A 25,711-nucleotide genomic window follows, 5' to 3' on the forward strand; every position below is an offset into this window, starting at 1 on the left:
GCCGAATATGGTATACTAGATTCTAACAAGGAAACGAGGAAGGAATATCTATTTATGAAAGTAGAGCACGGAGGAAATGCGGCAGCTTTGGCTGAGGAATTTGGTTTTTCTCTAGAAGACTGTCTGGATTTCAGTGCCAATATCAATCCTTTGGGGATTTCTCCGCGGCTGAGAGCTTGTCTGACCGAGTCCATTGACTGGCTGGTTCATTATCCAGACATCAGCTACAGCCGCTCCAGAGAGCTTTTGGCACATCATCATGGCCTAGAAAAGGACAAGGTCCTGTTGGCAAATGGTGCGGTAGAAGTCTTTTACGAGTTGGCCCGCTTCTTGTGTCCAAAGACAGTCCTGACTCTGAGCCCTACTTTCATGGAATATGAGAAAGCCTTCTCGCAAGTGCAGGCCAAGGTGGAGCGCTTTAGCCTTCCTTCTCCATCCTATGAGTGGAATCTAGCTGACATGTTGCCAGCCTTGGATTCACTGACTGCAGGAGACGCTGTACTCATCTGCAATCCCAATAATCCGACGGGTACCCTGATTCGGCGTACTGAGTTAGAAAAGCTAGCTGAGGACCTGCAGGAGCGGCAAATCTTTTTGATACTGGACGAGGCTTTTATGGACTTTCTGGACGATGAGGAGGACTATAGCTTTGTCTCCTGTCTAGCTACCTATCCAAATGCAGTAGTGGTGCGGTCTCTGACTAAGTTTTATGCCATTCCTGGTCTGAGATTGGGCTATGCTCTCAGCTGTCATCCAACTTGCTTTGATGAAATAGAGGGGAGCCGCGCTCCTTGGTCGGTCAATGCTATGGCGGACCAGGCCCTGCCTGTCCTTTTGGAGGATCAGGCTTATCAGCAAGCTACCAAGCAGTGGCTTCGAGTAGAAAGAGATTTCCTTTTTCAAGGGCTGACTGCATTTTCACAGATTCGGCCGGTCAAGCCTAGTGTCAATTATATCTTCTTTGAGTATCTAGGTCGGCTGGACCTGCGTCAGGAGCTTCGGCAGAGAAAGATTTTTATCCGTTCCTGTCAAAATTATCATGATCTGACAGACCGGCATTACCGTATAGCCATCCGCAGCCATCAGGAAAATGAACAGCTTCTGGCTTGTCTGACAGAAGTCTTGGCGAAAGAGGCTCCTTATGACTAAGGGAATCGTGTCTTGTCCAGGTTCCTGCGGTGAGTTATTTCAAGGTTTAGTAGGAGAGCAGGAAGTCCTGCTCTCCTATGGGATTGAGAAGCGCAGTCGAGTGAGATTGGACGGAGCTTCGTCTCTCGCAAGGCAAGTCCAAGGTGAAAAGGTAAGGCGAGCTTTGGAGCTCCTGCCTGAGTCCAATGTTTTCTCTTTTGTTCAGGAGTCAGACCTGCCTATCAGCAAGGGCTATTCTAGCAGCACAGCAGATATGGTTAGCTGCCTGCAGGCAGCTGCTCTGGGGCTGAAGCAGCCTCTGAAGGCAGCGGATTTGACGCGTCTCTGTGCCATGATTGAGCCTACTGACTCGGTCGCTTTTGCGGACTGGACAGTCATTAATCCCCTGACTGGTCAAGTGGTCTGGCAGACAGACTGGCGACCGGAGCTTTATGTCTATATCTTGGAGCCTGTGGAGATGGTGACAACTCTTGACTTGGTTCGGATGAAGGACAGTCCTAGCTATCCGGCTGAGGAGTCCAAGCGCTTGCTTCCTCTCTTTCAGGCGGCTTGTCAGGAGAAGAGTTTGGAAAAACTTGGCCATTTAGCGACCTATAGTGCTTTGTTGAACAACCAACGGCTGCCAAAGCCCTATCTGGAAGAATTACTGAATTTGGTAAAAAAATACCAATGCTTAGGGCTCAATGTTGCCCATAGTGGCACATTAGTTGGTCTGCTGCTGAGCAGGGAACAGCTAGAAGTCTTGCCCAAGCTAGAGGCTGAACTAGCTCGCTCAGCCAGCGGGGCTTATTATCAGACTCGGACCTTGAGCAGGATTATTTTTGAAGGGGTGCAGCCGGTCAGGGAGGAGATAGACTAGTTTGAAAGACTTAGAAAAAATTATTGAGCAGATTCTTCCGATAGACAGAGACAAACTTCAAGAAGGCCAGAGCTACTGTGATCAGCTAGGAAAGCCGCCAGGTTCCTTGGGAAAGCTCGAGACTATCTATGCTCGCTTGCATGCCATGTTTTCTGGTCCCATTGATTTGGAGAAGAAGATTGTCCTCGTCTACGTAGCGGATAATGGCATCGTGGCTGAAGGCGTTTCAGCCAATCCTCAGGAAACGACCTATACTGTTGCTCGTAATATTCTAGCAGGAAAATCTGGCTTATGTGCTATTTCTGAGCATGCTGGTTCAGACATCTGCCTGGTAGACATTGGCTGCAAGAAGGATATTTTTGAGGAAAATAAGGACAAGGTCTGTCATGGGACGCGTAACATGCTCAAGGAGCCGGCCATGGCCCGCGAGCAGGCTATAGCGGCAATTCTAGTCGGCTACAAGAAGACAGAGGCCTTGATCAAAGATGGCTACCGTCTCTTTGGAACAGGAGAAATGGGGATTGGCAACACCACGACCTCAGCTGCTGTCATTGCAGCGGTTCTCGGCCTTAAAGAAGACGTCACAGGCTATGGAGCTGGTCTGACTCAGGATATGAAGGCTCATAAAACGGCTGTTATCCAGCAGTGTTTGGATTGCCACGCTCCTTATGGAGATATTCTGGATCTGACCGCTAAGCTTGGTGGGCTGGATATGCTGGCTATGGCAGGCACTCATCTTGCCTGTGCCCGCTATCAGCTGCCATGTGTAGTGGATGGCCTTATCTCTCTGACGGGGCTTCTGATTGCCCATCAGCTGACTCCTCATGTCTTGGACTATACCTTTGCTTCCCATGCTTCGACGGAGCCTGCTTACAGACTGGTCAGTGACTTTCTAGGACTGGAGCCTATGCTTTTGCTGGATATGCGGCTAGGTGAAGGCTCGGGCTGTCCTTTGGCTTTCTTTCTGCTGGAAAATGCTGTTTACACCATGGAGCACATGCCAACCTTTGAAGAAGGCAGCTTGAAAGAAGAAGATTATGTTGATATTCGCAAAAATGTGACTTAAAGGAGGAAAAATATGCAACTCTATACAAAAACAGGAGACAAGGGCTTGACCAAGCTAGTTGGCGGTCAAAGTGTCGCCAAGGATGCAGAACGGGTTAATGCTTACGGAACTATTGATGAGCTGAACTCTTGGATTGGTTATACTATTACCAAGCTGAACAAGGATGATAAGCTGAGAGATGAGCTACTCCAGCTGCAGCATTATCTCTTTGACTGTGGTTCAGACCTCTCTACTCCTAAGGGAGTTTACCCTTATAAGGTCGATCAGCAGCTGATTGACTGGATTGAGGAGAGGATTGATACTTACGCAGAAATTCCACCGGCTCTGGAAAGGTTTATCCTACCAGGCGGTGACGAGATTGCTTCCATGATTCATGTGGCTCGGACCATTGCAAGACGAGCAGAGCGTCATATCGTAGGGGCTATGTGGACTACGGAAATTAACAATAATGTCCTGATTTTTGTCAATCGTCTATCAGATTATTTCTTTGCCTTGGCTCGAGTAATCAACTTTACTAAAAACCAAGAAGACATCGCCTATGAAAGAGGTGCTAAGGTCTTCCACAATATCACCAAGGCAGATGTTGAGCGTTGGGCAAGCAAACGCCAGTGACAAAAAGAAACAGAAAAAGTTCTGTCTTTCCAAATTGACTCCTACTGAGTCTTGGAAGGACAGAACTTATTTTGATATTCTAAAAAAGAAAGCCGCCTATACATCATCGTATCTTCATGCTAAGCTTCGTTGATTAGCACTAGCTTTCCAATTATTGACTCTGCTCCTTTGCAGAAAGACAAGAGAAACCTCATCTTTAGAAAATTAACGTACTTAAACGTAGAGTCAATAATGGAAACTAAGCTAAAATGTTTGTTCCAAACTGACATCACTACCTTACATCGAGGCATGAAATCTACTAAAATTTAAGAATAAAGACCTGACTTAAAGCTGAAAAGCTTATCACAGTGGCGGGACCGCGCTGGATTTGCACCAGACTTCCATACCCTTAAAAGTACTAAAATCAATTTCCTAGTAACTAGATTGTAACACCTTTCACAGGGAATTACAAGGAAAATGAACTAAATTTTAATAAAAATTTAATTCTTCAAATAAGCTTGGCTTTGCAAGGGGATGCGGCACTAAAAATTTCTTATATTAATGACTTTTTCATTGCCTTGAAAGCGTTTTTGTGTTATAATTCAATATAGTACAAAGGGGTACTGAAGATAAATAAGCAATGAAGCTATATGAAAATGCTGTGACGTGTGTAGGGGAGCAGTCTTATTTTCATATAGCTTCTTTTTGTTTAAAAATAGATACAACAGAAAGGAGAAAAGATGTATAAGATTTCCTATAAGACTGAATTGCATGTGGGCAAGGGCGCTCTGCAGCAATTAAGCCATTATAAAAACGAGCATATTTTAGTCGTTGCCGATCCTTTTTTGAAGACATCTGGCACGCTGGATGCCATTTTAGCCAACTTTGATGACAGCAATGATATTGTTGTTTTCACAGATATTGTGCCTGATCCGCCAATCGAAACAGTTGTGGCTGGTATCAAGAGTGCAGGAGACAAACCAATCAGCATTGTGCTTTCTATTGGTGGCGGCTCTGCCATTGATGCTTCCAAGGCTATGTATTATTTTGCCAAGAAGCAGGGTGCCTTCTCAGAGGCTATTCTCATCGCCATTCCTACAACAAGCGGAACTGGATCTGAAGTAACGTCCTTTTCTGTCATCACGGATGCAGAGAGAGGTACCAAATATCCTTTAGTGACCAAAGAAATCCTTCCGGATGTTGCGATCTTAGATGCGGATTTGGTTCTGTCACTTCCTGGTAACATCACGGCTGACACTGGAATGGATGTACTGACCCATGCCATTGAAGCTTATGTATCGACCAAGGCTACGGACTTCTCTGATGCCTTGGCTGAAAAGGCAATTAAGCTGGTCTTTGAATACCTGCCTAAAGCCTACAAAAATGGTCAGGATGTAGAAGCGCGTGAAAAGATGCATGCAGCATCCACTCTGGCAGGTATGGCCTTTAATACAGCTTCTTTGGGTATCAATCACAGTCTGGCACATGCGGCAGGCGCTAAGTTCCATGTGCCTCATGGTCGTTTAAACAGTATTTTAATGCCCCATGTTATTCAGTATAATGCTGGTATCGAATTCAACAATCGGAACCGGCAGGCGACAGACAAAACTGTAGCAAGCCGCTATCAGGATATTGCCAAACTACTGGGATGCAGTGCTTCAAGCCCTGTGTCAGGAGTGAGACAGCTGGTTGAAGCTATCAAGAAACTGCAAAGAAAGCTGGAGATGCCAACTTCTCTAAGAGAATATGGTGTGAAAGCAGATGCTTTTGCTCAGTACAAGGTAGAAATTTCAGAAGCTGCTCTGCATGATGGTTGTACTCCGACTAACCCTCGCGTCCCTACGGCAGAAGAGCTGCTTAAAGTATTAGAGAAAGCGTTTTAATCCTCTGAATTGCTGTTATGCCAAAATTATTGTATAATGATTAAGAGCATGCAGTACACTTCTGAACGTTTAAAATCATGAAGAAGGTTTACTAAATTGGAAGAAAAACAAAGAATGATACAGGAATACGTTCCTGGGAAACAAGTGACCTTGGCGCACCTTATCGCAAATCCTGATGAAGTCATTTTTGAAAAATTGGGATTGCAGGCAGAAATCAAGGATGCGATTGGAATCTTGACGATCACTCCGAGTGAAGCGGCTATCATTGCGGTTGATATTGCGACCAAGGCTGCGGATGTTCAAGTTGGTTTTGTGGATCGTTTCAGCGGCTCTGTCGTGATGACAGGTGACGTTTCTTCTGTTGAGGCAGCTCTCATTGCCGTTTTACAAGGTCTGGAAGAGATTTTGGGCTTCTCCAGCACTGTCGTAACGCGGACATAAAAAATCAAACTGTCGAGGGGAAGTATGAAAGGCAGAATACTAATTGTTGATGATGATCCAATTGTAAGATTAGATATCCGAAATATATTAGAGGCAGCTGATTATGAAGTGGTGGCTGAGGCATCCGATGGCTTTGAGGCTATTGATTTGTGTCAGAAATATCGTTGTGACTTGGTCATGATGGACATCAAGCTTCCGCTTCTGGATGGCCTGACAGCGGGTAAGAAGATACTCGAAGATGCTTTAGCCTACAGTGTGATTCTACTGTCAGCCTACAGTGATGAACACTATGTTCAAAAAGCTAAAACCAATGGAATTAGTGCTTACTTGGTTAAACCTTTGGATGCCAAGTCCTTGGTTCCAATGGTAGAGGTCTGCATTGAGAAGGGCCGTCAGCTTCAGCAGATGTCCAATGAAATGGTCAAGCTGTCTAAAAAAATAGACGATCGGATTGTGATTGAAAAGGCTAAAGGCTTGCTGATGGCTCGTGATCATTTGTCAGAGCCAGAAGCTTTCAAACGCATTCGGACAATTAGTATGCAAAAGAGAGTGCCGATGATTGAGATTGCCAAATTGCTGGTGCTCCAAGATGATGTGTAATGATGTATAAAGATAAGATAAAGCAGCTTTGTCAGGAACAGACAAATTTGGATGAGGCTGATATCGAGCATCTTGTCCAACAGGCTGATGAATTATTGAAAAACTCAGCTTATGCCAATGAAGATGTCTTCATTGACGTAAAGAATATCTTTTCAGAACATGCCATTGTTATCTTTCACAAAAAACCGGAAAGCAAGCTCAGCTTGTACGAAAACTCGGTCGTAGGTGCTATGGCTTACCTGGAAAATGAGCCAGGTGTTATCCGGACCTTGGAGACGGGCGCTCCTTCGATTGGGCTTTCAGCCAGATCGCAGGAGGGCTTAGCCATCCATCAGACGGTCTTTCCGATAGTGAGAGAAGAGCGCGTCATCGGAACGCTGATTATCGAAAGAAATGCTCCTCAGACTTTACCGGACCACTTTTCTTTAGATAAAGAGGACGGCGGTTTTGAGTTACGGAGCACTCCTGAGATTTCAGCCCAAGAGCAGTTTGTTTTATTTGATCATATAGATGAAGCTTGTCTGGTCTTTGACCAGCAGGGTTATCTCAAGTATTTCAATCAAGCAGCTGCTGATTCTTATCGCCATAAGCTGGGCTATATGGACTCGATTGAGGGAATGCACTACAGCAATCTGGTCTTAGACAGTCTGACTTTTGAAGAAATCCAGCAACTGGGACCGCAAGCCCCTCAAGAAAAACCTCACCAAGTTGAGGTACATTATGGCACTTATTGCTTTTTGGTCAAGCGCTACCTGCTGGCTGAGAGTGAAAATATGGTCATGATCTGTAAGGATATTACAGACATCAAGGAAAAGGAAGCGCAGCTCTTAACCCATACAACTACCATTCGTGAAATGAACCATCGGGTAAAGAATCACTTGCAAACCGTTGTTTCCTTATTGCGACTACAAGCTCAGCAAAGTCCAGGAGCAGACACCAAAAAAGCTCTTAATGACAGTATGAATCGTGTGCTCTCCATAGCGGCAACTCACGAGCTCCTGTCTTCTCAGCAGGATGACAGCATTCAGATTGAGCATCTGCTGAAGAAAGTTATCGAAAATGTTCAGCGCTGTTTTTCCGGGCATAGGGAAATAGCCCTGACCTACAGCTTGGAACCGGAACTCTGTCTTGACAGCAGCCGGGCTACTTCACTGGCGCTAATCGTCAATGAATTATTGCAAAACAGCTATGAACATGCTTTTAAGGACAAAAAATATCCAGAAAAGCCGCAAATCCATTTGCAGGTTGGACTTAAAAATGATATAATAACTTTAAAAGCACTGGATAATGGTAGCGGTTACAATCAAGAGCATGCCTTTGAGAATCATCTGGGTTTACTCTTGGTGGAGCGCTTTGTCCAAGGAAAATTGTTTGGAACCTTGTCTATCCACTCAGACCATGAGGGGACGACAACGACTATTCGTTTTAAAAAATAAATACTACCAGACTAACAATGATGTCAGTCGAAAAAAGCAATGACGCTTGAAGAATGTAAATGAACTCTGTTTGTTTGCATTGCTTTGAGCGTCTTTTTTTGGAGGTTTTTAGTATGTCAGATAAAATTTTGAGTGTGGGGCTTGATATCGGGACAGCCACTACACAGCTGATCCTTTCAGAGCTTACCATCGAGAATATTGCTTCTGTGTTTACTATTCCTCGTGTCTATATTACAGATAAAAAAGTTCTTTATAAAAGTGAAATTATCTTCACACCAATTTCGGATCAACTTTTGATCGAGGTGGATAAGATCAAAAACTTTGTTCTGAATGAGTATGCGAAGGCAGGCATTCAGAAAAAAGATATTCAGATGGGAGCAGTCATCATTACTGGTGAGACGGCTCGCAAGGAAAATGCCAGTCAGGTGCTCCAAGCACTGAGTGGCTACGCTGGTGACTTTGTCGTTGCGACGGCTGGGCCAGACCTTGAGAGTATCATCGCTGGTAAAGGGGCCTGCAGCCATCAGTATTCTCAAGAGCATCATACATCAGTCGTCAATATTGATATTGGTGGGGGGACTTCCAATCTGGCGGTCTTCCGAGAAGGAGATGTGATTGATACAGGGTGTTTTGATATCGGAGGTCGGCTGATAAAGATGGATCCGCAGACCCAGCGGATTAGCTATATTGCTCCAAAACTGCAGACTATCATTGCAGAGCAGGGGCTTCAGCTGGCAGTTGGTGAAACGGTCCATCGGGCTGATTTGGATCGGCTGATTCAAGAAATGGTCTCCGTATTAGAACAGTCTGTAGGAATTGACAATCACAGTCCTTACTATGAGCTCCTACAGACCAACCACGGTCTCAAGTTGAACTATGATCTCCACTGCGTATCCTTTTCTGGTGGTGTAGCTGATGGAATATATTTGGAAACGACCTCGGCGGATGATTTCCGCTATGGGGATATCGGTATCCTGCTTGGCAGGGCGCTGAGAAAATCCAAGATTTTTGATCAAAAGAAAGTCATCCAGTCAGCTGAGACTATTCGGGCAACCGTTGTTGGAGCCGGCAGCCATACGACCGATGTCAGTGGCAGTACCATTACCTACATCTCTGATATCCTCCCTATTAAGAACATTCCAGTTCTCAAACTGGCAGCTTCTGATGAGCATGAGGATAAGGAGGGACTGCAGCAGATTATCAGGGACAAGGTAGCCTGGTTCACACTGGAAAATGAAGTCCAGCAGGTGGCTTTGGCAATCAATGGAGAAAAAAGCCCAAGCTTCGCCCGAGTTTTGGAATACGCAGAGGCTATTGTCAGCGGAATGAGCGAAAGTATTGAAAAGAAAATTCCGCTGCTAGTGGTAGTCAGAGAAGATATGGCCAAGGTTTTAGGTCAATGTCTCTTTGCTCAGTTGCCAAAGGATTATCCATTTGTCTGCATTGACTCAGTGGATGTTCAAAATGGCGACTATATCGATATTGGTAATCCAGTCATTGAAGGCTCGGTCTTACCGATTGTTGTGAAAACATTGGTGTTTAATTAAACTTTTATTTACACAAAGGAGGAAGTAATCCATGATTTTGAAAACAAAATTGTTTGGTCGGCTTTACGAATTTAAATCCGTAAAAGAAGTGCTGGCCAAAGCCAATGAGTACAAATCCGGAGATCAGCTAGCCGGAGTAGCAGCAGAATCTGCTGAAGAGCGTGTCGCTGCTAAGGTTGTACTAGCTCAGCTGAAACTGTCTGATTTGTTCAATAATCCAGTAGTGCCTTATGAAGAAGATGAGGTAACACGGATTATCATTGACGACGTCAATCTTCGTACTTACGAAAAGATTAAGAATTGGACAGTAGAAGAGCTGCGTGAATGGATCTTGGATAACAAGACTAAGAACGTGGACATTCAATGGCTGTCTCGTGGGTTGACTTCGGAAATGGTAGCGGCTGTTGCTAAGTTGATGACCAACTTGGACTTGATTGTGGCTGCTAATAAGATTGTCATTACCAAACATGCGAATACAACGATTGGTATGCCGGGAACATTCTCTTCTCGTCTTCAACCAAACCATACCACAGACGATCCAGACGGTATCATGGCTTCTACTATGGAAGGTTTTGCTTATGGATGTGGGGATGCTCTCTTAGGACTGAACCCAGTTGACGACTCAGTAGAAAGTGTTAAACGGGTCTTGCATAAGTTTAACGACTTCATCGAAGAGTACAAGATTCCAACTCAGCACTGTGTACTGGCTCACGTTACTACTCAGATTGAAGCCATGAATCAAGGTGCTCCGACAGGATTGGTCTTCCAGTCTATCGCTGGTTCTGAAAAAGGAAATGAAGCCTTTGGTTTTGATGCTAAAATCATTCAAGAAGCTTGGGATACAGCCCTGAAAGTAGGAACAGCTGCTGGACCGAATGTCATGTACTTTGAAACAGGTCAAGGTTCTGAACTTTCATCTGACGCTCACCATGGAGCAGACCAAGTGACTATGGAAGCTCGTTGTTATGGTTTCGCTAAACGCTTTGATCCATTCTTGGTAAATACCGTTGTTGGATTCATTGGACCTGAGTATCTCTACGATTCTAAGCAGGTTATCCGTGCTGGTTTGGAAGACCACTTCATGGGCAAACTGACTGGTATCTCAATGGGTTGTGATATCTGCTACACTAACCACATGAAGGCTGACCAAAACGATGCTGAAAATCTCTTGGTTCTTCTCGGAGCAGCTAATGTTAACTACATCATGGCGATTCCTCATGGTGACGATATCATGCTTAACTATCAAACAACTGGTTACCATGAAACAGCAACCATGCGTTCACTTCTCAACAAACGTCCAATCAAGGAATTTGAAGAGTGGATGGAAAAGATGGGCTTGATGGAAGATGGCCACCTGACAGAAATCGGCGGAGACGGCTCCATCTTTATGAGACAAAATTAGCAAGGAGGAAATCATTGTGGATGAATTGCAATTAAAAGAAATGATTCGCTCATTGTTAAATGAGATGGGCGGCGACTCAGCTGCTAAAGAAACAGCAGCGACTGACCAGAATAAAGTTGAAAAATCTGCAGTTTCTCTGCAGGAAGAAGTCAAACAAGACACTTCAGTGATAGAAGATGGCGTCATTCCAGATATAACGGAAGTAGATATCCAGGAACAGTTCTTGATTCCGAATGCCATCAATGAAGAAGCCTACCGGAAGATTAAGAAATTTACTCCGGCACGTCTGGGCTTGTGGCGGGCAGGTGATCGCTACAAGACACAAACTGTTCTGCGTTTCCGAGCAGACCATGCGGCAGCTCAGGATGCGGTCTTCTCCTATGTTTCAGATGACTTTATCAAGGAAATGGGCTTCATTCCTGTACAGACCAAGGCAGCAACTAAGGATGAGTACTTGACACGTCCAGATTTTGGCCGCATCTTCCCTGAAGATCAGCAGGCGATTATCAAAGAAAAATGCAAACCTAATGCCAAGGTTCAGATTGTCGTTGGCGATGGTCTTAGCTCATCAGCTATTGAGGCTAACGTCAAAGACTTTCTGCCAGCTCTGAAGCAAGGTCTGAAAATGTTCGGACTGGACTTTGGTGAAGTACTCTTTATCAAGCATGCTCGGGTTGCAGCTATGGACCAAATCGCAGAATTGACTGGAGCAGAAGTTATCTGTATGCTGGTCGGTGAGCGTCCAGGTCTAGTAACAGCTGAGTCCATGAGTGCTTACTTGGCCTACAAGCCAACAGTTGGTATGCCAGAAGCGAAACGGACCGTTGTTTCCAATATTCATAAAGGCGGAACACCAGCCGTTGAAGCTGGGGCCTATGTAGCAGAAATCATTAAGAAGATTCTTGATAATAAGAAATCAGGAATTGATTTGAAATAATAGGAGGTAGTGGCTTTGAAAAATGATCGATTAGGTGCAAGTGTATTAAGTGCCCTTCTGATTTCGAACGTGGATGCAGGTTTGGCAGCTTCTTTGGAGCTTAAACCACATCACAGAAGCCTGGGAATTATCACTTCTGACTGTGATGATGTCACTTATGTAGCCTTGGATGAAGCAACCAAGGCAGCAGATGTCGAAGTAGTCTATGCTCGCAGTATGTACGCTGGTGCAGGCAACGCTTCAACTAAGCTGGCTGGTGAAGTCATCGGTATCTTGGCTGGTCCAAACCCAGAAGAAGTTCGCAGCGGTCTGGATGTAGCAGTCTATGAAATCGAAAATGGGGCTAGCTTCTACAGTGCCAATGATGATGACAGCATTCCTTATTTTGCTCATTGTATCTCTCGTGCAGGTTCTTACCTGTCAGAGGGAGCTAATGCAGAAGAAGGAACAGCGATTGCTTACTTGATTGCTCCACCGGGTGAAGCTATGGTGGCACTGGATGCGGCTTTGAAAGCGGCAGATGTGCAAGTTGGAGCCTTCTATGGACCACCGAGCGAAACCAACTTTGCCGGCGGCCTTCTGGTCGGATCACAGTCAGCATGCCGAGCTGCCTGCGACGCATTTGCGAATGCAGTCATCGCAGTAGCAAATGATCCTAAAAGTTATTGATTAGGAGTTGATTAAATGGCAGATAGAGCACTAGGTTTAATTGAAGTAAAAGGTTATCTAGGTGCTGTAGTTGCGGCAGATGCGGCTTTGAAGGCTGCCAATGTATCATTGCTTAATATTGAAACGGTCAAAGCTGGTTTGAACACAGTTCAATTAATAGGCGATGTCAGTGCAGTCCGCTCAGCGGTTGATGCGGCAGTTGAGTTGGTACAGGATAAACCTTACTATCTGGCCAGCCATGTAATTTCTAGGTTGGATAACCAGACAGACATTCTCTTTGTACCAAAGAGAAATAGTAAAACAGCTAAAAAAGAGATTGCTTCTACGGCGGAAACAATCCCTTCAGAAAAAATCGAAGAAAAGCCTCAGCCTGTAAAGGAAACTAAGGCTGAACCAGCAAAGAAGCTTGAAGGAGAGACAAGGAGCTACACCAGAGAAGAACTGGAAAAACTAAAAGTCGTCGAACTACGCAGCCTTGCCTATCATCAAGAAGGTATCCGTCTCAGCAAGAAAGAAATAAAATTTGCCAACAAGAAACTTCTCGTTGAGACTTTGATGGAAACAATAGGAGAGGAGTAATTGCGGATGTTTTTAGAAGATAAAGATTTGGTATCGATTCAGGAAGTAAGGAATTTGATTCGGGATGCAAAGAAAGCCCAACAAGAACTTGCTAAAATGAGCCAAGAGCAAATTGATACCATTGTAAAAGTAGTAGCGAAAGCTTGTTATGATGAGCGTGAACGCCTAGCAAAAATGGCGGCTCAGGAAACTGGCTTTGGCCGCTGGGAAGACAAGGTATTGAAAAATGCTCTTGCTTCCAAAGGTATTCTTGAAGAAATTAAGGATATGAAAACTGTTGGGGTTCTCCGCGAAGACAAGGAAAAGAAAGTCTTGGAAGTTGGGGTTCCAGTCGGCGTCATCGCTGGCTTGATTCCATCAACCAACCCGACATCAACAGTTATGTATAAGGCTTTGATCGCTTTGAAGGCAGGAAACAGTATCGTCTTCTCTCCTCACCCAAATGCTCTTAAGAGTATTGAGGAAACAGTGGAAATCATCAAGAAAGCTGCTAAATCAGCTGGCTGTCCGGATGGAGCCATCAGTGCGATTCATCGGGTATCCATCGCAGCTACCAATGAGTTGATGCGACACAAGGATACAAATCTCATTTTGGCGACTGGCGGAAATGCCATGGTCAAAGCAGCATACTCATCTGGTACACCAGCAATCGGTGTAGGTCCTGGTAATGGTCCAGCCTTCATCGAAAGAACAGCAGATGTGCCAAAAGCAGTTCGTCAGATTTTGGATTCTAAAACCTTTGACAATGGTGTGATTTGTGCATCTGAGCAATCTATCATCGTCGAAGAAGATATGAAGGAAAAGGTTGTAGCAGAGTTCAAGAAACAAGGTGCTTACTTTGTTCCAGCAGAAGACGCTAAGAAACTGGGTGCCTTCATTATCCAGCCGAGTGGTGCGATGAATCCGAAGATGGTTGGTAAAACACCGCAAGTGATTGCGGAGTTAGCTGGTATTTCAGTTCCAGCAGATGCTCGGGTCTTGATTGCAGAAGAAACAGGCGTCGGCAAGCAGTATCCATATTCTATGGAAAAACTGGCTCCAGTCTTAGGCTTCTACACTGTCAAGGACTGGTTGGAAGCTTGTGAGCTGAGCATTAAGATTTTGCATCACGAAGGTGCAGGCCACACTCTTGCTATTCACAGTCAAAACGAAGAAATTATTCGTGAATTTGCACTGAAAAAACCAGTATCTCGTCTGCTGATCAATACGCCAGCAGCTCTGGGTGGTGTCGGTGCAACGACTGGTCTCTTCCCAGCCTTTACTTTGGGTTGTGGAGCTGTGGGTGGCAGCGCGACATCTGATAATGTCAGCCCGCTCAATCTCTTCAATATCCGTCGTGTAGCTTACGGAACAGCTGAACTGTCAGACCTGCGACAAGCAGAAAATATGGCAGTGGAAGAACCAAAAGCAGTAGCAGTTGACGGATCAAACGAAGAAGAACTGGTAACCTTGTTGGTTCAACGCGTATTGGAAAAACTAAAATAGTCAATATTAAACATTAAAATTGGAGGATACAATCATGGCAAACGCAAATGCATTAGGAATGGTAGAAACAAGAGGACTTGTCGGCGCAATCGAAGCAGCTGATGCAATGGTCAAAGCCGCTAACGTAACTTTAGTTGGTAAAGAACAAGTCGGTGCTGGATTGGTAACTGTAATGGTTCGTGGTGATGTCGGCGCAGTCAAAGCAGCGACAGATGCTGGAGCAGCTGCAGCTGAAAACGTTGGTGAATTGATTTCAGTTCACGTAATCCCACGTCCACACGCAGAAGTAGAAGTAATCTTGCCTCATCAAGAATAAGATTACAGACTTTCATATAAATCTAAAAACAAGAAAATAATCGGAGGAAATAAACATGGCAAACGCAAATGCATTAGGAATGGTAGAAACAAAAGGACTCGTCGGCGCAATCGAAGCAGCTGATGCAATGGTCAAAGCCGCTAACGTAACTTTGATTGGTAAAGAACAAGTCGGCGCTGGATTGGTAACAGTTTTAGTTCGTGGTGATGTAGGCGCAGTCAAAGCAGCGACAGATGCTGGAGCAGCTGCAGCTGAAAACGTTGGTGAATTGATTTCAGTTCACGTAATTCCACGTCCACATGCTGAAGTGGAAGTTATTCTGCCCAAATAATCTGGGACAGATAAATATTTGCTGAAAGAGCCTGTATTGTAGCGTTTAGGCCTGATACAGGCCCCTGAGGCAAATAGAATACTCAGTGAAAATGAAGCTTATGGGCAGTAGCTCTATACTTAAAAGGAAATATTGGTTTTCGAAGAGTATCAGATTGATTTTCACAGAGTATCAACGGAGTAGAAGGATGTGAATACATGTCAGTTTTTACAGAAGCTAAGATCAGAAAGCTTTATAGAGAATCCGTTCTCGCTGATAACGGTGTCTTTGAATTAAACAAAGATGAAAAACTGACGCCAGCAGCCAGAGGTTTTCTCAATGATCACCATATTCGAATTATCTGTTCAGGTCAGACCAAAGGGAAAACAGCCTCAACTGCTGATGTTATCAGGGTGCCGATTACAAACCTTGAGGACTCTGCTGTGTATCCACGACTATTTAGACTGACTAAACTTTATACTTGCTTTTTGAAGAACCAGAGAGAATTGCATCAGGCTTTTCAGGATGAAAAGTGTGAGCAAGTTGGCCAACTATTGAACATAGTAGAACAAATCGTTGGTCAGCATATTCTGGATGATATTTCTGATTACCAGACAGACCTGCCTAGCAATGCAGAATTGCAGGCCATTCGGGTCAGTCGACAGCTCGATCAAGAAACGGTTATGATGAGTTATCAGGAGCCGACTTGGCAGCTGAATTGCTATGAAACATATATCGAAACGACCCTCCTGCGCAAAGAATTGGAGCAGGCTGCTGATGGTGACAGAGATCAATTTGCTTGTAAGGTTTCTCAATTATTAAAATCAATTGAAGTCTTGCTCTGGTTGATAGCAAGCTAATAACAAGAGAAAGAAGAACAGCAATGACTTTAGAAAATTTGGTAAATAAAGTAATTGATAAAGTTCAGGAAGAATTGCAGGGGTCATTTGAGGTAGAAGCGAGCGGACGTCATGTCCATTTGAGTCAGGAAGATTTGGAAGCCTTGTTTGGTCCCAACTATCAATTAACAAAAGCAAAAGACCTATCACAGCCAGGCCAGTTCGCTAGTCAAGAAAGGCTGACAGTTGTCGGTCCAAAAGGCGCTTTTCACAATGTGGTTATTCTGGGACCTGTTCGCAAACATTCTCAGGTAGAAGTTTCCCTGACCGACTGTTTGCAGCTGGGTACCAAGGCACCCATTCGCGAAAGTGGCGATATCGAAGGGACACCAGGTGTCATCTTGGCTCATGGAGACAAGGCAGTTTGTCTGGATAAGGGCCTGATTGTAGCTAAGCGTCATGTTCATATGACACCGGAAGATGCCGAACGTCTGAATGTAAAAAATCACGAGATTGTACAAGTCAGAGTAGAAGGAGCTCGTCCGCTGATTTTTGATGATGTGGTCATCCGTGTTAGTCCTAAATTTGCGACTTATATGCATATTGACTACGATGAAGCTAATGCCTGTGGTTTCAAAAAAGGAACACGCGGACGGATTATTAAAAAATAAGTCGTATGAGCAAATAAAAGGTAGATAAAGAATGGAAAATCTAGATCATTTAGTAGATTTGATTACAGACCGCCTGATGGAAAAGTTGAAGAAAAAGCCTCAGAAACCCTCAGTATACGTCATTGGAGGCGATAAGATTCCTGATTTATTAGAAGGGGAAGGCTTTCAAGTTGTAAAAGATTCTTGCACAGCAGAGATTGTTGTTGTTGAGACACTTGGTTTTGATGCTTTTCTGAGACTCTCATCCCTTTGCCCTTTAGCGGTGGAGGAAGCAGTCATTTTAAAGAGTCTTTTGAAAGGCAAAAAAGTCCTCGTATCAGACAGCGCCTTTGCTATTCAGCAGTACAAGCAATCTTCTAAAGTGCACTTGTATCAGGAACTGCAGGGACAGCGCGAAAAGCTCGTCCGCTACGGTCTGCAATTTTATAAAGAAGGCCAACTCTTAGCACTCCTAGAAAGCAATCATGCTGAAGAGCCTCGTCCGGCTGAAAAGCGGGCGGTGACAGAAGAAGTCAGCCAGAAGACTAAGGCTCCGAGCAAGCCGGTTTTGCTTACAGAGAAGAGGCTGAGAGAAATGGGCTTACCTGAAAATGGAAGCTTTAAAATAGAAAAAGGAATGATTGTGACAGCCTTGGCGAGAGATTATCTAAAACGTCAAAAAATAGAAATCATAGAATAAAGGAGTGGGTAAAGATGTTTGTTGGTAAAGTAAAAGGAAGCCTTTGGGCGACTAGAAAAGACGAAAATTTAAATGGTTTGAAATTTTTAGTGGTCGAACGGCAGCTAAATGAACATCAAAGTGACCCAGCTCTGCTTATTGTGGCCGACTGCATCGGTGCAGGCGAAGGAGACCAAGTAATGGTAACCACTGGCAGTTCTGCCCGTATGAGCCTGAATAAGGTAAATATACCTGTGGATATGGTTGTTGTGGCTATCATTGACAAGGTTGACTATCACAGTGATGAAGAATATTAGAAACTAAGGTAATGTTATGAGTATCAATGAAATTATCATTTATATCATGGTTCTATTCATGCTGATCGGTGCAGTGGATAAATGTATCGGTGGCAAACTAGGACTAAGTGAAAAATTTGAAGAAGGAATCATGGCTATGGGAGCTTTGGCTCTGTCTATGGCTGGGATTATGGTAATCGCTCCCCTCTTGGCGGATGTCTTGAAACCAATTGTCGTGCCTTTGTATGGCTTGGTGGGCGCTGACCCGTCTATCTTTGCGACAACCTTCATTGCCAATGATATGGGAGGAGCTCCTCTGGCTCTCAGTCTGGCTCAGGATCCAGCAGTAGGAAATTTTGCTGCCTTTGTGCTTGGCTCTATGATGGGACCAACCATCGTCTTTACGATTCCAGTTGCCTTGGGTATTATCGAAAAAGATGACCGTCCGTTTTTGGCTCGCGGAATCTTATACGGTTTGGTAACTGTTCCGATTGGCTGTCTTCTCGGAGGAATTTTCGTGCCAGGTCTGCCTTTTGGAACCTTGGTTGTCAATCTTATCCCGATTATCATTGTATCTGCTCTGATTTTCATAGGATTGCTTTTGGCACCTAATGCCATGATTAAAGGTTTTGAAGTGTTTGGTCAGATTATTGTTATCTTGGCAACGCTTGGTTTGGCCTTTGGTGCAGCTCAGCTTCTGACTGGTAATGAATGGCTCATCAGCCTCTATCCAAAAGGTGCTGAAACATTGAAGGAAGCCTTTGAAGTTGTCGGAACGATTGCCGTAACCTTGGCTGGAGCCTTTGGTCTGGTAGCTGTCTTTACCAAGGTAGCCAACAAACCACTTTCTGCTATCGGAAAATCCCTAGGAATGAACGAAGTTGGTGCAGCTGGTTTGGTAGCTTCTCTGGCTAATAACATTGCCATGTTCCAGATGATGAAGGATATGGACAAACGCGGTAAGATTATCAACGTAGCCTTTGCCGTATCTGCTTCCTTTGTTATCGGAGATCACCTAGGCTTCACAGCTGGTCAAAAACCGGAAATGATTGTGCCGATGATGATTGGTAAATTTGTCGGCGGTATCACAGCGGTATTACTGGCTTTCTTCTTAACGAAGAAGGAAGCTTAGACTTGGAGGTATGAAGTATGGCAGATATTAATCGTTCTGACCTAGAAACATTGGTTCGTAAGATTTTATTGGAAGAATTAGCCACTAAAGATGGTGGGAAGAAAGTCAGCAAGGCAGGCGTAGCTTCTATCGCCCTGCCAGGTCTAGATGTTCGTCCAGAAGATCGCTTGGATACAGGTGATTCCAGCCATCAGGTTTATACACGAGACTTGCTGACCTTAGATGAGAGTCCAAGATTGGGCTTGGGTCTGATGACCATGGAAAAGACAACTTTCCCTTGGCATCTGGACTATGATGAAGTGGACTATGTTATTGAAGGGCGTCTTGATATTATCGTTGGTGACGAAGTCATGACAGCTGGCCCTGGCGAAGTACTCTTTATCCCTAAAGGCAGCGACATTCAGTTCTCTGTCAGAGATAAGGCCCGCTTTATCTATGTGACCTATCCGGCTGACTGGCAAGGCTAGTTTGTTGGAAGATTGAACTATCAGATTTACTAGAATGGCAGGACAGCGGCCTGCTGTCCTGCCATTCTGTAATGATGGAAAATAAAAAAACAGATAGAAGATGAGCAACCCTGCGAAAAGTTTATCATCTGTTATCTGTCTCTGCGATTGTTATTTCTGAAGGGAAAGGCCTGTCAAGTATATTTCTTGTAGGCTTAGCTTGGTATTCCTAAAAAGTTGGTTAGGCTCTTTTTGAGAATGCAGAATTTTTTCCTTTATAAAAAACAACCATATTCATTCTAACAGAAAACCTTAGAATAATCTATTCTTTTGACCCCAAAAAAGTAAAAAAATAGAATCAGAAAGAGGTGCATAGTTATGGTGCTCCCCTTATCTGATTTCCTTATTCCTTGAAAATGTAAGCGCTTCAAAAAATGTGTCAGCGAAAGGAGCTGTCTTATGGAAAACAAATGCAATATTACAGAATTTGTCGGTGTTAATCCGATAGGCGATACAATTGGACTTGTCATTGCCAATGTGGACCAGCAGGTGCTGGATGCTATGAAGCTAGAAAAGAGCTATCGCTCAATTGGTGTAGTCGGTGCTCGTACCGGTGCGGGTCCTCATATTATGGCCGCAGATGAAGCGGTCAAAGCAACCAATACAGAAATAGTTAAAATCGAACTGCCTCGTGATACTAAGGGCGGTGCTGGACACGGAAGTTTGATTATCTTCGGTGGTGAAGATGTATCAGATGTCAGACGAGCTGTGGAAGTAACCTTGAAGGAAGTGGATCGAACCTTTGGCGATGTTTATGCTAATGATGCAGGGCATATTGAACTCCAATATACTGCGCGTGCTAGCTATGCTTGCCAGACTGCCTTTGGTGCTGAATACGGCCGTGCTTTTGGATTGATTGTCGGAGCACCTGCAGCGATTGGTGTTGTCATGGCAGATACAGCTGTCAAGGCTGCCAATGTTACTGTTGTCGGCTATGCTTCTCCAGGAAATGGTGGTACCAGCCACTCAAACGAAGCCATTCTCTTTATCAGTGGAGATTCTGGAGCAGTTAGACAATCAGTTATCTCAGCGCGTGAAGTTGGACTGGCACTTTTAGGTAGTATGGGTGACGAGCCAACCAACTCACAGCCATCTTACATTTAAGAGTGAGAGGGAGGAAACGGTATGAGATCCAAACGTTTTGAAGTATTAAGCAAACGCCCTATCAACCAAGATGGATTTGTAAAAGAATGGGTTGAAGAAGGTTTAGTGGCTATGGAAAGCCCCAATGATCCTAAACCCAGTATCAAGATTCAAAATGGGAAAGTGGTTGAGTTAGACGGCAAACCAAAAGAAGAATTTGACCTGATTGACCAGTTCATTGCTAACTACGGGATTGACCTGAGTCGAGCTGAAGAAGTTATTCAGATGGACTCAAGAGAGATTGCCAATAAAATATTGACACCGAATGTGCCTCGGACAGAAATCATCAAGCTGACCAAGGCCATGACTCCGGCTAAAATCATTGAAGTAGTCAATCAGATGAATGTCGTGGAAATCATGATGTGTCTGCAAAAGATGCGGACCCGTAAGCAAACAGCTACGCAAGCCCACGTCACTAACGTCAATGATAATCCAGTTCAGATTGCTGCAGATGCAGCTGAAGGAGCCCTGCGTGGTTTTGCAGAGCAGGAAACAACGGTTGCCGTAGTGCGTTATGCTCCTTTCAATGCTCTGTCTCTGATGATTGGCTCCCAAGTGGGCCGTCCTGGGGTACTGACTCAGTGCTCCTTGGAAGAAGCGACAGAGCTAGAATTTGGTATGCGTGGCTTTACGGCCTATGCTGAGACCATTTCTGTTTATGGTACAGAAGATGTCTTCACTGATGGAGATGATACACCTTGGTCCAAGGCCTTTCTGGCTTCAGCCTATGCCTCTCGTGGACTTAAGATGCGCTTCACTTCTGGTACAGGGTCTGAAGTGCAGATGGGACAAGCCGAAGGCAAGTCCATGCTCTATCTGGAAGCTCGCTGTCTCTATGTAACAAAAGCAGCTGGGGTTCAAGGAACTCAGAATGGATCAGTAAGCTGTATCGGTATTCCAGCAGCTGTTCCGAGTGGTATTCGGGCGGTCGTTGCTGAAAACTTGATTGCCAGCATGCTGGATTTGGAATGTGCTTCATCAAATGACCAAACCTTTACTCACTCAGACTTACGTCGCTCTGTTCGGACTTTGATGCAGTTTGCGCCAGGTACAGACTTTATCAACTCTGGCTACTCTGCTACACCAAACTATGACAATATGTTTGCCGGATCTAACTGGGATGCGGAAGATTTTGACGACTACAATGTCTTGCAACGTGACCTGCGGGTAGACGGTGGTCTTCGTCCTGTACGAGAAGAGGAAGTTGTAAAGGTTCGGAACAAGGCAGCACGCGTTATGCAAGCTCTTTTCAAGGGCTTGGGTCTGCCGCCGATTACTGACGAAGAAGTCGAAGCAGCTACCTATGCTCATGGCTCTAAAGATATGCCAGAGCGGGATAAGGTTGAAGACATCAAGGCTGCTCAAGGTATTCTGGAACGCGGAGTTCAAGGGGCTGATTTGATCAAAGCCTTGGCTAATAATGGCTTCCCAGAAGTTGCCAATGAGTTGCTCAATTTGTTCAAGCAACGTGTAGCAGGGGATTTCCTGCAAACATCTGCTATCTTTGATCGGGATTGGAATGTTATTTCAGCGGTGAATTCACCGAATGACTATGTTGGTGTCGGTACAGGCCATCGTCTGGTCGGCGAAGAATGGGAAAAAGTCAAAGACATTCCTAAAGCGATTGACCCGCGTGATGTATAGGAGGAGCTAAGATGACAGAGATAAATGAAACTTTACTGCGCTCCATTATTGCAGAAGTGATGAAAGAGATGAGCGCCAATACCAACGAAACAGCTGCTGAAACAAGCGAAAAGCCAGTCACAAAGCCTGTGTCCAATGAAAAAGCTGTCATCCGTACAGTTGGTGTGGCTAAACCTAGCCAGTCAACGGATGAAGTCGTTATTGCAGTTGGACCTGCCTTTGGAGAACAGCAGGTGAAGACGATGGTGGACATTCCTCATACGGAAGTACTGCGTCAGCTGGTGGCTGGTATCGAAGAAGAAGGGCTTAAGGCTCGCATTGTCAAGGTCTATCGTTCTTCTGACGTTGCCTTTGTAGCGGTAGAAGGAGACCACCTGTCTGGTTCTGGCATTTCTATCGGTGTTCAGTCTAAGGGAACAACGGTTATTCACCAACGTGATTTGCCACCGCTCAGTAATCTGGAACTCTTCCCGCAGGCACCTTTGTTAACTCCTGAAACCTATCGTTTGATTGGTAAAAATGCTGCTAAGTATGCTAAGGGTGAAACACCAAATCCGGTGCCAACCCTTAACGACCAAATGGCTCGTCCTAAGTACCAGGCATACTCAGCCTTGCTGCATATCAAGGAAACGAAACTGGTTAAAAGAGGAAAACCAGCTGATGAATGTCAGGTGATTTAATGCATATGATGTCTACAAGGAGAAATCAGAATGAGTGAATCAGTAGAAACATTAGTAAAACAAATATTAGCCGAGCTAAGCGACAGCGGCTCAGCTAGTCAAGGATCAACCAGTCGTCCTGTCAGTTCTGATGAAGCGACAGCGGCTGATTATCCTATTTCTAAAAAACACCCAGACTGGATAAAGGTTGGTCAGGATAAGAAATTCGAAGATATTACACTGGAAAATATCTTGTCTGGCTATGTAACTGCAGAGGATTTGCGGATTAAGCCAGAGATTTTGATCAAGCAAGGTGAAATTGCTAAGAATGCCGGCCGCGAAGCAATCCAGTATAACTTTTCTCGGGCTGCGGAACTGACCAAGGTTCCGGATGCGCGTGTGCTGGAAATCTACAATGCCCTGCGCCCTTACCGGTCTTCCAAACAGGAATTATTGGATATTGCCAATGAATTGGAAAACCAATATGGAGCTGTTATCTGTGCGGGCTTTGTCAGAGAAGCCGCTGAAAATTATGAGCGCCGCAAGAAGTTGAAAGGCGACAACTAATTCGGTTTTACCAAGGCTATTTTGGGTTGGAAGAAGATTATTATCACTACTTTTATAAATACTATTCAAAATAGCCTACTCTTGGTGGAGGTGAAAATGTGAAACGAATCATTGGAGTAGACATAGGAAATTCTTCGACCGAGTCTGCCTTAGCTGAAGTGCAAGATGATGGAAGCATTCACTTTCTTGCCTCAGCCATTGCGGATACAACAGGTATCAAGGGGACCAAGGAAAATGTTCACGGGATTTATCAATCTTTGAGAAAATTGATGGAGCAAACACCGCTTGAGTTGGGACAAGTTGATTTGATTCGGATCAATGAAGCGACGCCTGTTATCGGCGATGTTGCCATGGAAACCATCACTGAGACAGTCATTACTGAGTCTACCATGATTGGTCATAATCCCCGTACTCCAGGAGGACTGGGATTGGGGATTGGACTGACAGTGGATATTCTTGACTTGGTTCATCATCCTCTTGATGGGAAATACATCGTGGTAGTGCCGAAGATTATTGATTTTGACTTGGTTGCCCAGCTGATCAATGCCTATCTAGCTAAGGGTTATCAGATTACTGCTGCCATTCTGCAGGCGGATGATGGGGTTCTGGTCAATAACCGCATTAGCCAGAAGATTCCAATCGTGGATGAGATTCTCTTTATTGACAAGGTTCCTTTGGGAATGCAAGCTGCTGTTGAAGTGGTAGAGCAAGGAAAGGTGATTTCCCAATTATCCAATCCCTATGGGATTGCGACGGTTTTCGGCTTGAGTGCAGAAGAGACGAAAAGCATCGTTCCCATTGCCCGTGCCCTCATTGGCAACCGCTCAGCTGTCGTGATTAAGACACCAGCAGGCGACGTTCAGGCTCGGACGATTCCAGCAGGCAGTATCCAAATTATTGGCAAGGAGCATACCTTAAAGGTGGATATTTCTAAGGGCGCCGATGAGATTATGGAAAAAATCGTCTACGCCGGCGAGATTAGCAATGTTGTCGGAGAAGCGGGGACCAATGTTGGTGGCATGCTGGAGAAGGTTCGTCAAACTATGGCTAACCTGACCGAGAAAGAGCCTTCCGACATTTATATCCGTGACTTACTAGCCGTCAATACTTTTGCTCCGATTTCTGTGCGCGGTGGTGTGGCAGGAGAATTTTCTATGGAGCAGGCTGTCGGCATTGCCTCTATGGTAAATTCCGACAAGCTGCAAATGTCCATCATTGCCCAAGAAGTCGAACGTGAGCTGGGTATTACCGTAGAAATCGGTGGAGCAGAAGCTGAATCAGCTATCCTCGGGGCTCTGACTACACCAGGGACGGATCGCCCCTTGGCTATTTTGGACTTAGGAGCAGGCTCTACAGATGCTTCCATTATCGATAGCAGGGGTCAAATCTTGGCTGTCCATCTAGCCGGTGCTGGTGATATGGTAACCATGCTGATCAATTCGGAGTTGGGACTGGAAAATCATCATCTGGCAGAGGACATCAAACGATATCCTTTGGCTAAGGTAGAAAGTCTTTTCCATATCCGGCATGAAGACGGGACTGTTCAATTTTTTGACAAGCCGTTGTCTGGAGATTTGTTTGCCAGAGTCGTCATCGTCAAGGAAAATGATGAATTTGTTCCTATTGATGATGGAGACTACTCTATCGAAAAAATCAAACTCGTTCGGCAGTCAGCCAAGGAAAGAGTCTTTGTTACCAATGCGGTGCGAGCTCTCAAGCGTGTCAGCCCTACTCAGAATATTCGAGACATTCCTTTCGTTGTCATCGTGGGTGGCTCAGCTTTGGACTTTGAAATACCTCAGCTAGTGACCGAAGCCCTCTCTCAGAATGCCATTGTAGCTGGTCGAGGTAATGTGCGTGGCTTGGTAGGGCCTCGAAATGCAGTAGCGACCGGACTGATTTTGACTTATGTCAGAGAGAAATGGGGGGCCGACTATGGAATTAGCTTATACTAGAAAGCCCACCATTAGGCTTATAGCTACGGACAATGCTCCTGCGGATAAGGTGGCACAAATCGGTTATGGTATCGAAGAGGAAGGTATCCCATTTAGTCTGATCAGCCCAGATGAACTTAGCGATCCTGTATCACTAGCGCATGTGGCTGCAACTCAATCCCAGCTGTTAGTAGGGATTGCCTGTGACGGGCGAGACGCAGTCCTCCATTATCGTAACTTGCCGCTTGAAAAATTTATCTATCGTATCAAAGATTATTCCGCTATACCAGACCACGTCTTGCGCCTGTTTGGCTCAAATGCAGCGCGGCTGGTCAAGGGAGTCCCGTTTAAAAAATCTGACCTGTTAGAAGCATCTTTTTGACTTGTTCTGA

The 25,711-nt window shown here is 44.9% G+C and carries 27 protein-coding genes, 1 pseudogene and 1 riboswitch; all 28 genes and pseudogenes read left to right on the forward strand.

Annotated features, from left to right (window positions below; genetic code table 11):
• The first annotated feature begins 54 nt into the window (after positions 1-54).
• Entirely contained in the window at positions 55-1,149 is a 1,095-nt protein-coding gene (cobD, locus tag K1J09_RS04980; protein WP_223323162.1) for a threonine-phosphate decarboxylase CobD, read from the forward strand.
• Positions 1,142-2,008 (forward strand): GHMP family kinase ATP-binding protein, encoded by an 867-nt coding sequence (locus K1J09_RS04985; RefSeq protein WP_223323164.1) that lies wholly within the window; start codon positions 1,142-1,144, stop codon positions 2,006-2,008. Before cobD ends, K1J09_RS04985 begins: the two co-directional genes overlap by 8 nt.
• A 1-nt stretch (position 2,009) precedes the next feature.
• Positions 2,010-3,074, forward strand: a complete 1,065-nt coding sequence (gene cobT / locus K1J09_RS04990) for a nicotinate-nucleotide--dimethylbenzimidazole phosphoribosyltransferase (RefSeq protein ID WP_223340966.1) — start codon at positions 2,010-2,012, stop codon at positions 3,072-3,074.
• Positions 3,075-3,086: 12 nt separating this feature from the next.
• Positions 3,087-3,686 carry a cob(I)yrinic acid a,c-diamide adenosyltransferase gene (locus K1J09_RS04995; RefSeq protein WP_002919548.1) on the forward strand — a complete coding sequence of 200 codons (600 nt, stop codon included), beginning with the start codon at positions 3,087-3,089 and terminating at the stop codon, positions 3,684-3,686.
• A gap of 260 nt (positions 3,687-3,946) precedes the next feature.
• Positions 3,947-4,095: riboswitch (adenosylcobalamin (AdoCbl) riboswitch) on the reverse strand.
• 310 nt (positions 4,096-4,405) lie between these two features.
• A complete protein-coding gene (locus tag K1J09_RS05000) occupies positions 4,406-5,548 on the forward strand; it encodes a 1-propanol dehydrogenase PduQ (protein ID WP_002896393.1) in 1,143 nt (380 codons plus the stop codon).
• Between the two features lie 96 nt (positions 5,549-5,644).
• Positions 5,645-5,989, forward strand: a complete 345-nt coding sequence (locus K1J09_RS05005; RefSeq protein ID WP_002898216.1) for a BMC domain-containing protein — start codon at positions 5,645-5,647, stop codon at positions 5,987-5,989.
• 24 nt (positions 5,990-6,013) lie between these two features.
• Positions 6,014-6,589 (forward strand): ANTAR domain-containing response regulator, encoded by a 576-nt coding sequence (locus tag K1J09_RS05010; RefSeq protein WP_223323168.1) that lies wholly within the window; start codon positions 6,014-6,016, stop codon positions 6,587-6,589.
• Positions 6,589-8,025 carry a sensor histidine kinase gene (locus tag K1J09_RS05015; RefSeq protein ID WP_223323170.1) on the forward strand — a complete coding sequence of 479 codons (1,437 nt, stop codon included), beginning with the start codon at positions 6,589-6,591 and terminating at the stop codon, positions 8,023-8,025. Before K1J09_RS05010 ends, K1J09_RS05015 begins: the two co-directional genes overlap by 1 nt.
• A gap of 113 nt (positions 8,026-8,138) precedes the next feature.
• A complete protein-coding gene (gene eutA, locus K1J09_RS05020; protein ID WP_061592164.1) occupies positions 8,139-9,572 on the forward strand; it encodes an ethanolamine ammonia-lyase reactivating factor EutA in 1,434 nt (477 codons plus the stop codon).
• 31 nt (positions 9,573-9,603) lie between these two features.
• Positions 9,604-10,974: an ethanolamine ammonia-lyase subunit EutB gene (locus K1J09_RS05025; RefSeq protein ID WP_002915829.1), complete on the forward strand. Its 1,371-nt coding sequence runs from the start codon at positions 9,604-9,606 to the stop codon at positions 10,972-10,974.
• A gap of 16 nt (positions 10,975-10,990) precedes the next feature.
• Positions 10,991-11,911: an ethanolamine ammonia-lyase subunit EutC gene (eutC, locus tag K1J09_RS05030; protein ID WP_126435866.1), complete on the forward strand. Its 921-nt coding sequence runs from the start codon at positions 10,991-10,993 to the stop codon at positions 11,909-11,911.
• Positions 11,912-11,926: 15 nt separating this feature from the next.
• Complete coding sequence (eutL, locus tag K1J09_RS05035) at positions 11,927-12,580, forward strand: ethanolamine utilization microcompartment protein EutL (RefSeq protein WP_032913438.1); 654 nt, start codon at positions 11,927-11,929, stop codon at positions 12,578-12,580.
• A gap of 15 nt (positions 12,581-12,595) precedes the next feature.
• Positions 12,596-13,159 carry a BMC domain-containing protein gene (locus tag K1J09_RS05040; protein WP_125331207.1) on the forward strand — a complete coding sequence of 188 codons (564 nt, stop codon included), beginning with the start codon at positions 12,596-12,598 and terminating at the stop codon, positions 13,157-13,159.
• 6 nt (positions 13,160-13,165) lie between these two features.
• On the forward strand, positions 13,166-14,644 hold the full coding sequence (locus K1J09_RS05045) for an acetaldehyde dehydrogenase (acetylating) (protein ID WP_125331206.1): 1,479 nt from the start codon (positions 13,166-13,168) through the stop codon (positions 14,642-14,644).
• Positions 14,645-14,678: 34 nt separating this feature from the next.
• Positions 14,679-14,960, forward strand: a complete 282-nt coding sequence (gene pduA, locus K1J09_RS05050) for a propanediol utilization microcompartment protein PduA (RefSeq protein WP_223323172.1) — start codon at positions 14,679-14,681, stop codon at positions 14,958-14,960.
• Positions 14,961-15,015: 55 nt separating this feature from the next.
• Positions 15,016-15,291, forward strand: coding sequence for a propanediol utilization microcompartment protein PduA (gene pduA / locus K1J09_RS05055; RefSeq protein ID WP_002929465.1), 276 nt, complete (start codon positions 15,016-15,018; stop codon positions 15,289-15,291).
• A gap of 197 nt (positions 15,292-15,488) precedes the next feature.
• Entirely contained in the window at positions 15,489-16,130 is a 642-nt protein-coding gene (locus tag K1J09_RS05060; protein WP_125331205.1) for a hypothetical protein, read from the forward strand.
• 23 nt (positions 16,131-16,153) lie between these two features.
• Entirely contained in the window at positions 16,154-16,780 is a 627-nt protein-coding gene (gene eutD / locus K1J09_RS05065; RefSeq protein ID WP_002896361.1) for an ethanolamine utilization phosphate acetyltransferase EutD, read from the forward strand.
• 31 nt (positions 16,781-16,811) lie between these two features.
• Positions 16,812-17,459 (forward strand): ethanolamine utilization protein, encoded by a 648-nt coding sequence (locus K1J09_RS05070; protein WP_125331204.1) that lies wholly within the window; start codon positions 16,812-16,814, stop codon positions 17,457-17,459.
• A 14-nt stretch (positions 17,460-17,473) separates the two neighbouring features.
• Complete coding sequence (locus K1J09_RS05075) at positions 17,474-17,755, forward strand: EutN/CcmL family microcompartment protein (RefSeq protein ID WP_011836570.1); 282 nt, start codon at positions 17,474-17,476, stop codon at positions 17,753-17,755.
• A 16-nt stretch (positions 17,756-17,771) separates the two neighbouring features.
• The gene (locus K1J09_RS05080; RefSeq protein ID WP_125331203.1) at positions 17,772-18,866 is read left to right on the forward strand and encodes an ethanolamine utilization protein EutH; all 1,095 of its coding nucleotides are present in this window, start codon (positions 17,772-17,774) and stop codon (positions 18,864-18,866) included.
• Between the two features lie 17 nt (positions 18,867-18,883).
• Positions 18,884-19,333 carry a cupin domain-containing protein gene (locus K1J09_RS05085; protein ID WP_002898196.1) on the forward strand — a complete coding sequence of 150 codons (450 nt, stop codon included), beginning with the start codon at positions 18,884-18,886 and terminating at the stop codon, positions 19,331-19,333.
• 432 nt (positions 19,334-19,765) lie between these two features.
• Positions 19,766-20,476: pseudogene (gene pduB, locus K1J09_RS05090) on the forward strand (propanediol utilization microcompartment protein PduB); the annotation flags it as partial.
• Between the two features lie 21 nt (positions 20,477-20,497).
• Entirely contained in the window at positions 20,498-22,159 is a 1,662-nt protein-coding gene (locus tag K1J09_RS05095) for a propanediol/glycerol family dehydratase large subunit (RefSeq protein WP_002910470.1), read from the forward strand.
• A gap of 11 nt (positions 22,160-22,170) precedes the next feature.
• Positions 22,171-22,839 (forward strand): propanediol/glycerol family dehydratase medium subunit, encoded by a 669-nt coding sequence (locus K1J09_RS05100; RefSeq protein ID WP_002896346.1) that lies wholly within the window; start codon positions 22,171-22,173, stop codon positions 22,837-22,839.
• 30 nt (positions 22,840-22,869) lie between these two features.
• Positions 22,870-23,385 (forward strand): diol dehydratase small subunit, encoded by a 516-nt coding sequence (locus K1J09_RS05105; RefSeq protein ID WP_002907134.1) that lies wholly within the window; start codon positions 22,870-22,872, stop codon positions 23,383-23,385.
• Between the two features lie 98 nt (positions 23,386-23,483).
• On the forward strand, positions 23,484-25,340 hold the full coding sequence (locus tag K1J09_RS05110; RefSeq protein ID WP_223323175.1) for a diol dehydratase reactivase subunit alpha: 1,857 nt from the start codon (positions 23,484-23,486) through the stop codon (positions 25,338-25,340).
• On the forward strand, positions 25,321-25,701 hold the full coding sequence (locus tag K1J09_RS05115; protein ID WP_125336471.1) for a glycerol dehydratase reactivase beta/small subunit family protein: 381 nt from the start codon (positions 25,321-25,323) through the stop codon (positions 25,699-25,701). Before K1J09_RS05110 ends, K1J09_RS05115 begins: the two co-directional genes overlap by 20 nt.
• Positions 25,702-25,711: the final 10 nt, after the last annotated feature.

It is taken from the genome of Streptococcus sanguinis, assembly GCF_019928825.1.
Lineage (GTDB): Bacteria > Bacillota > Bacilli > Lactobacillales > Streptococcaceae > Streptococcus > Streptococcus sanguinis_L.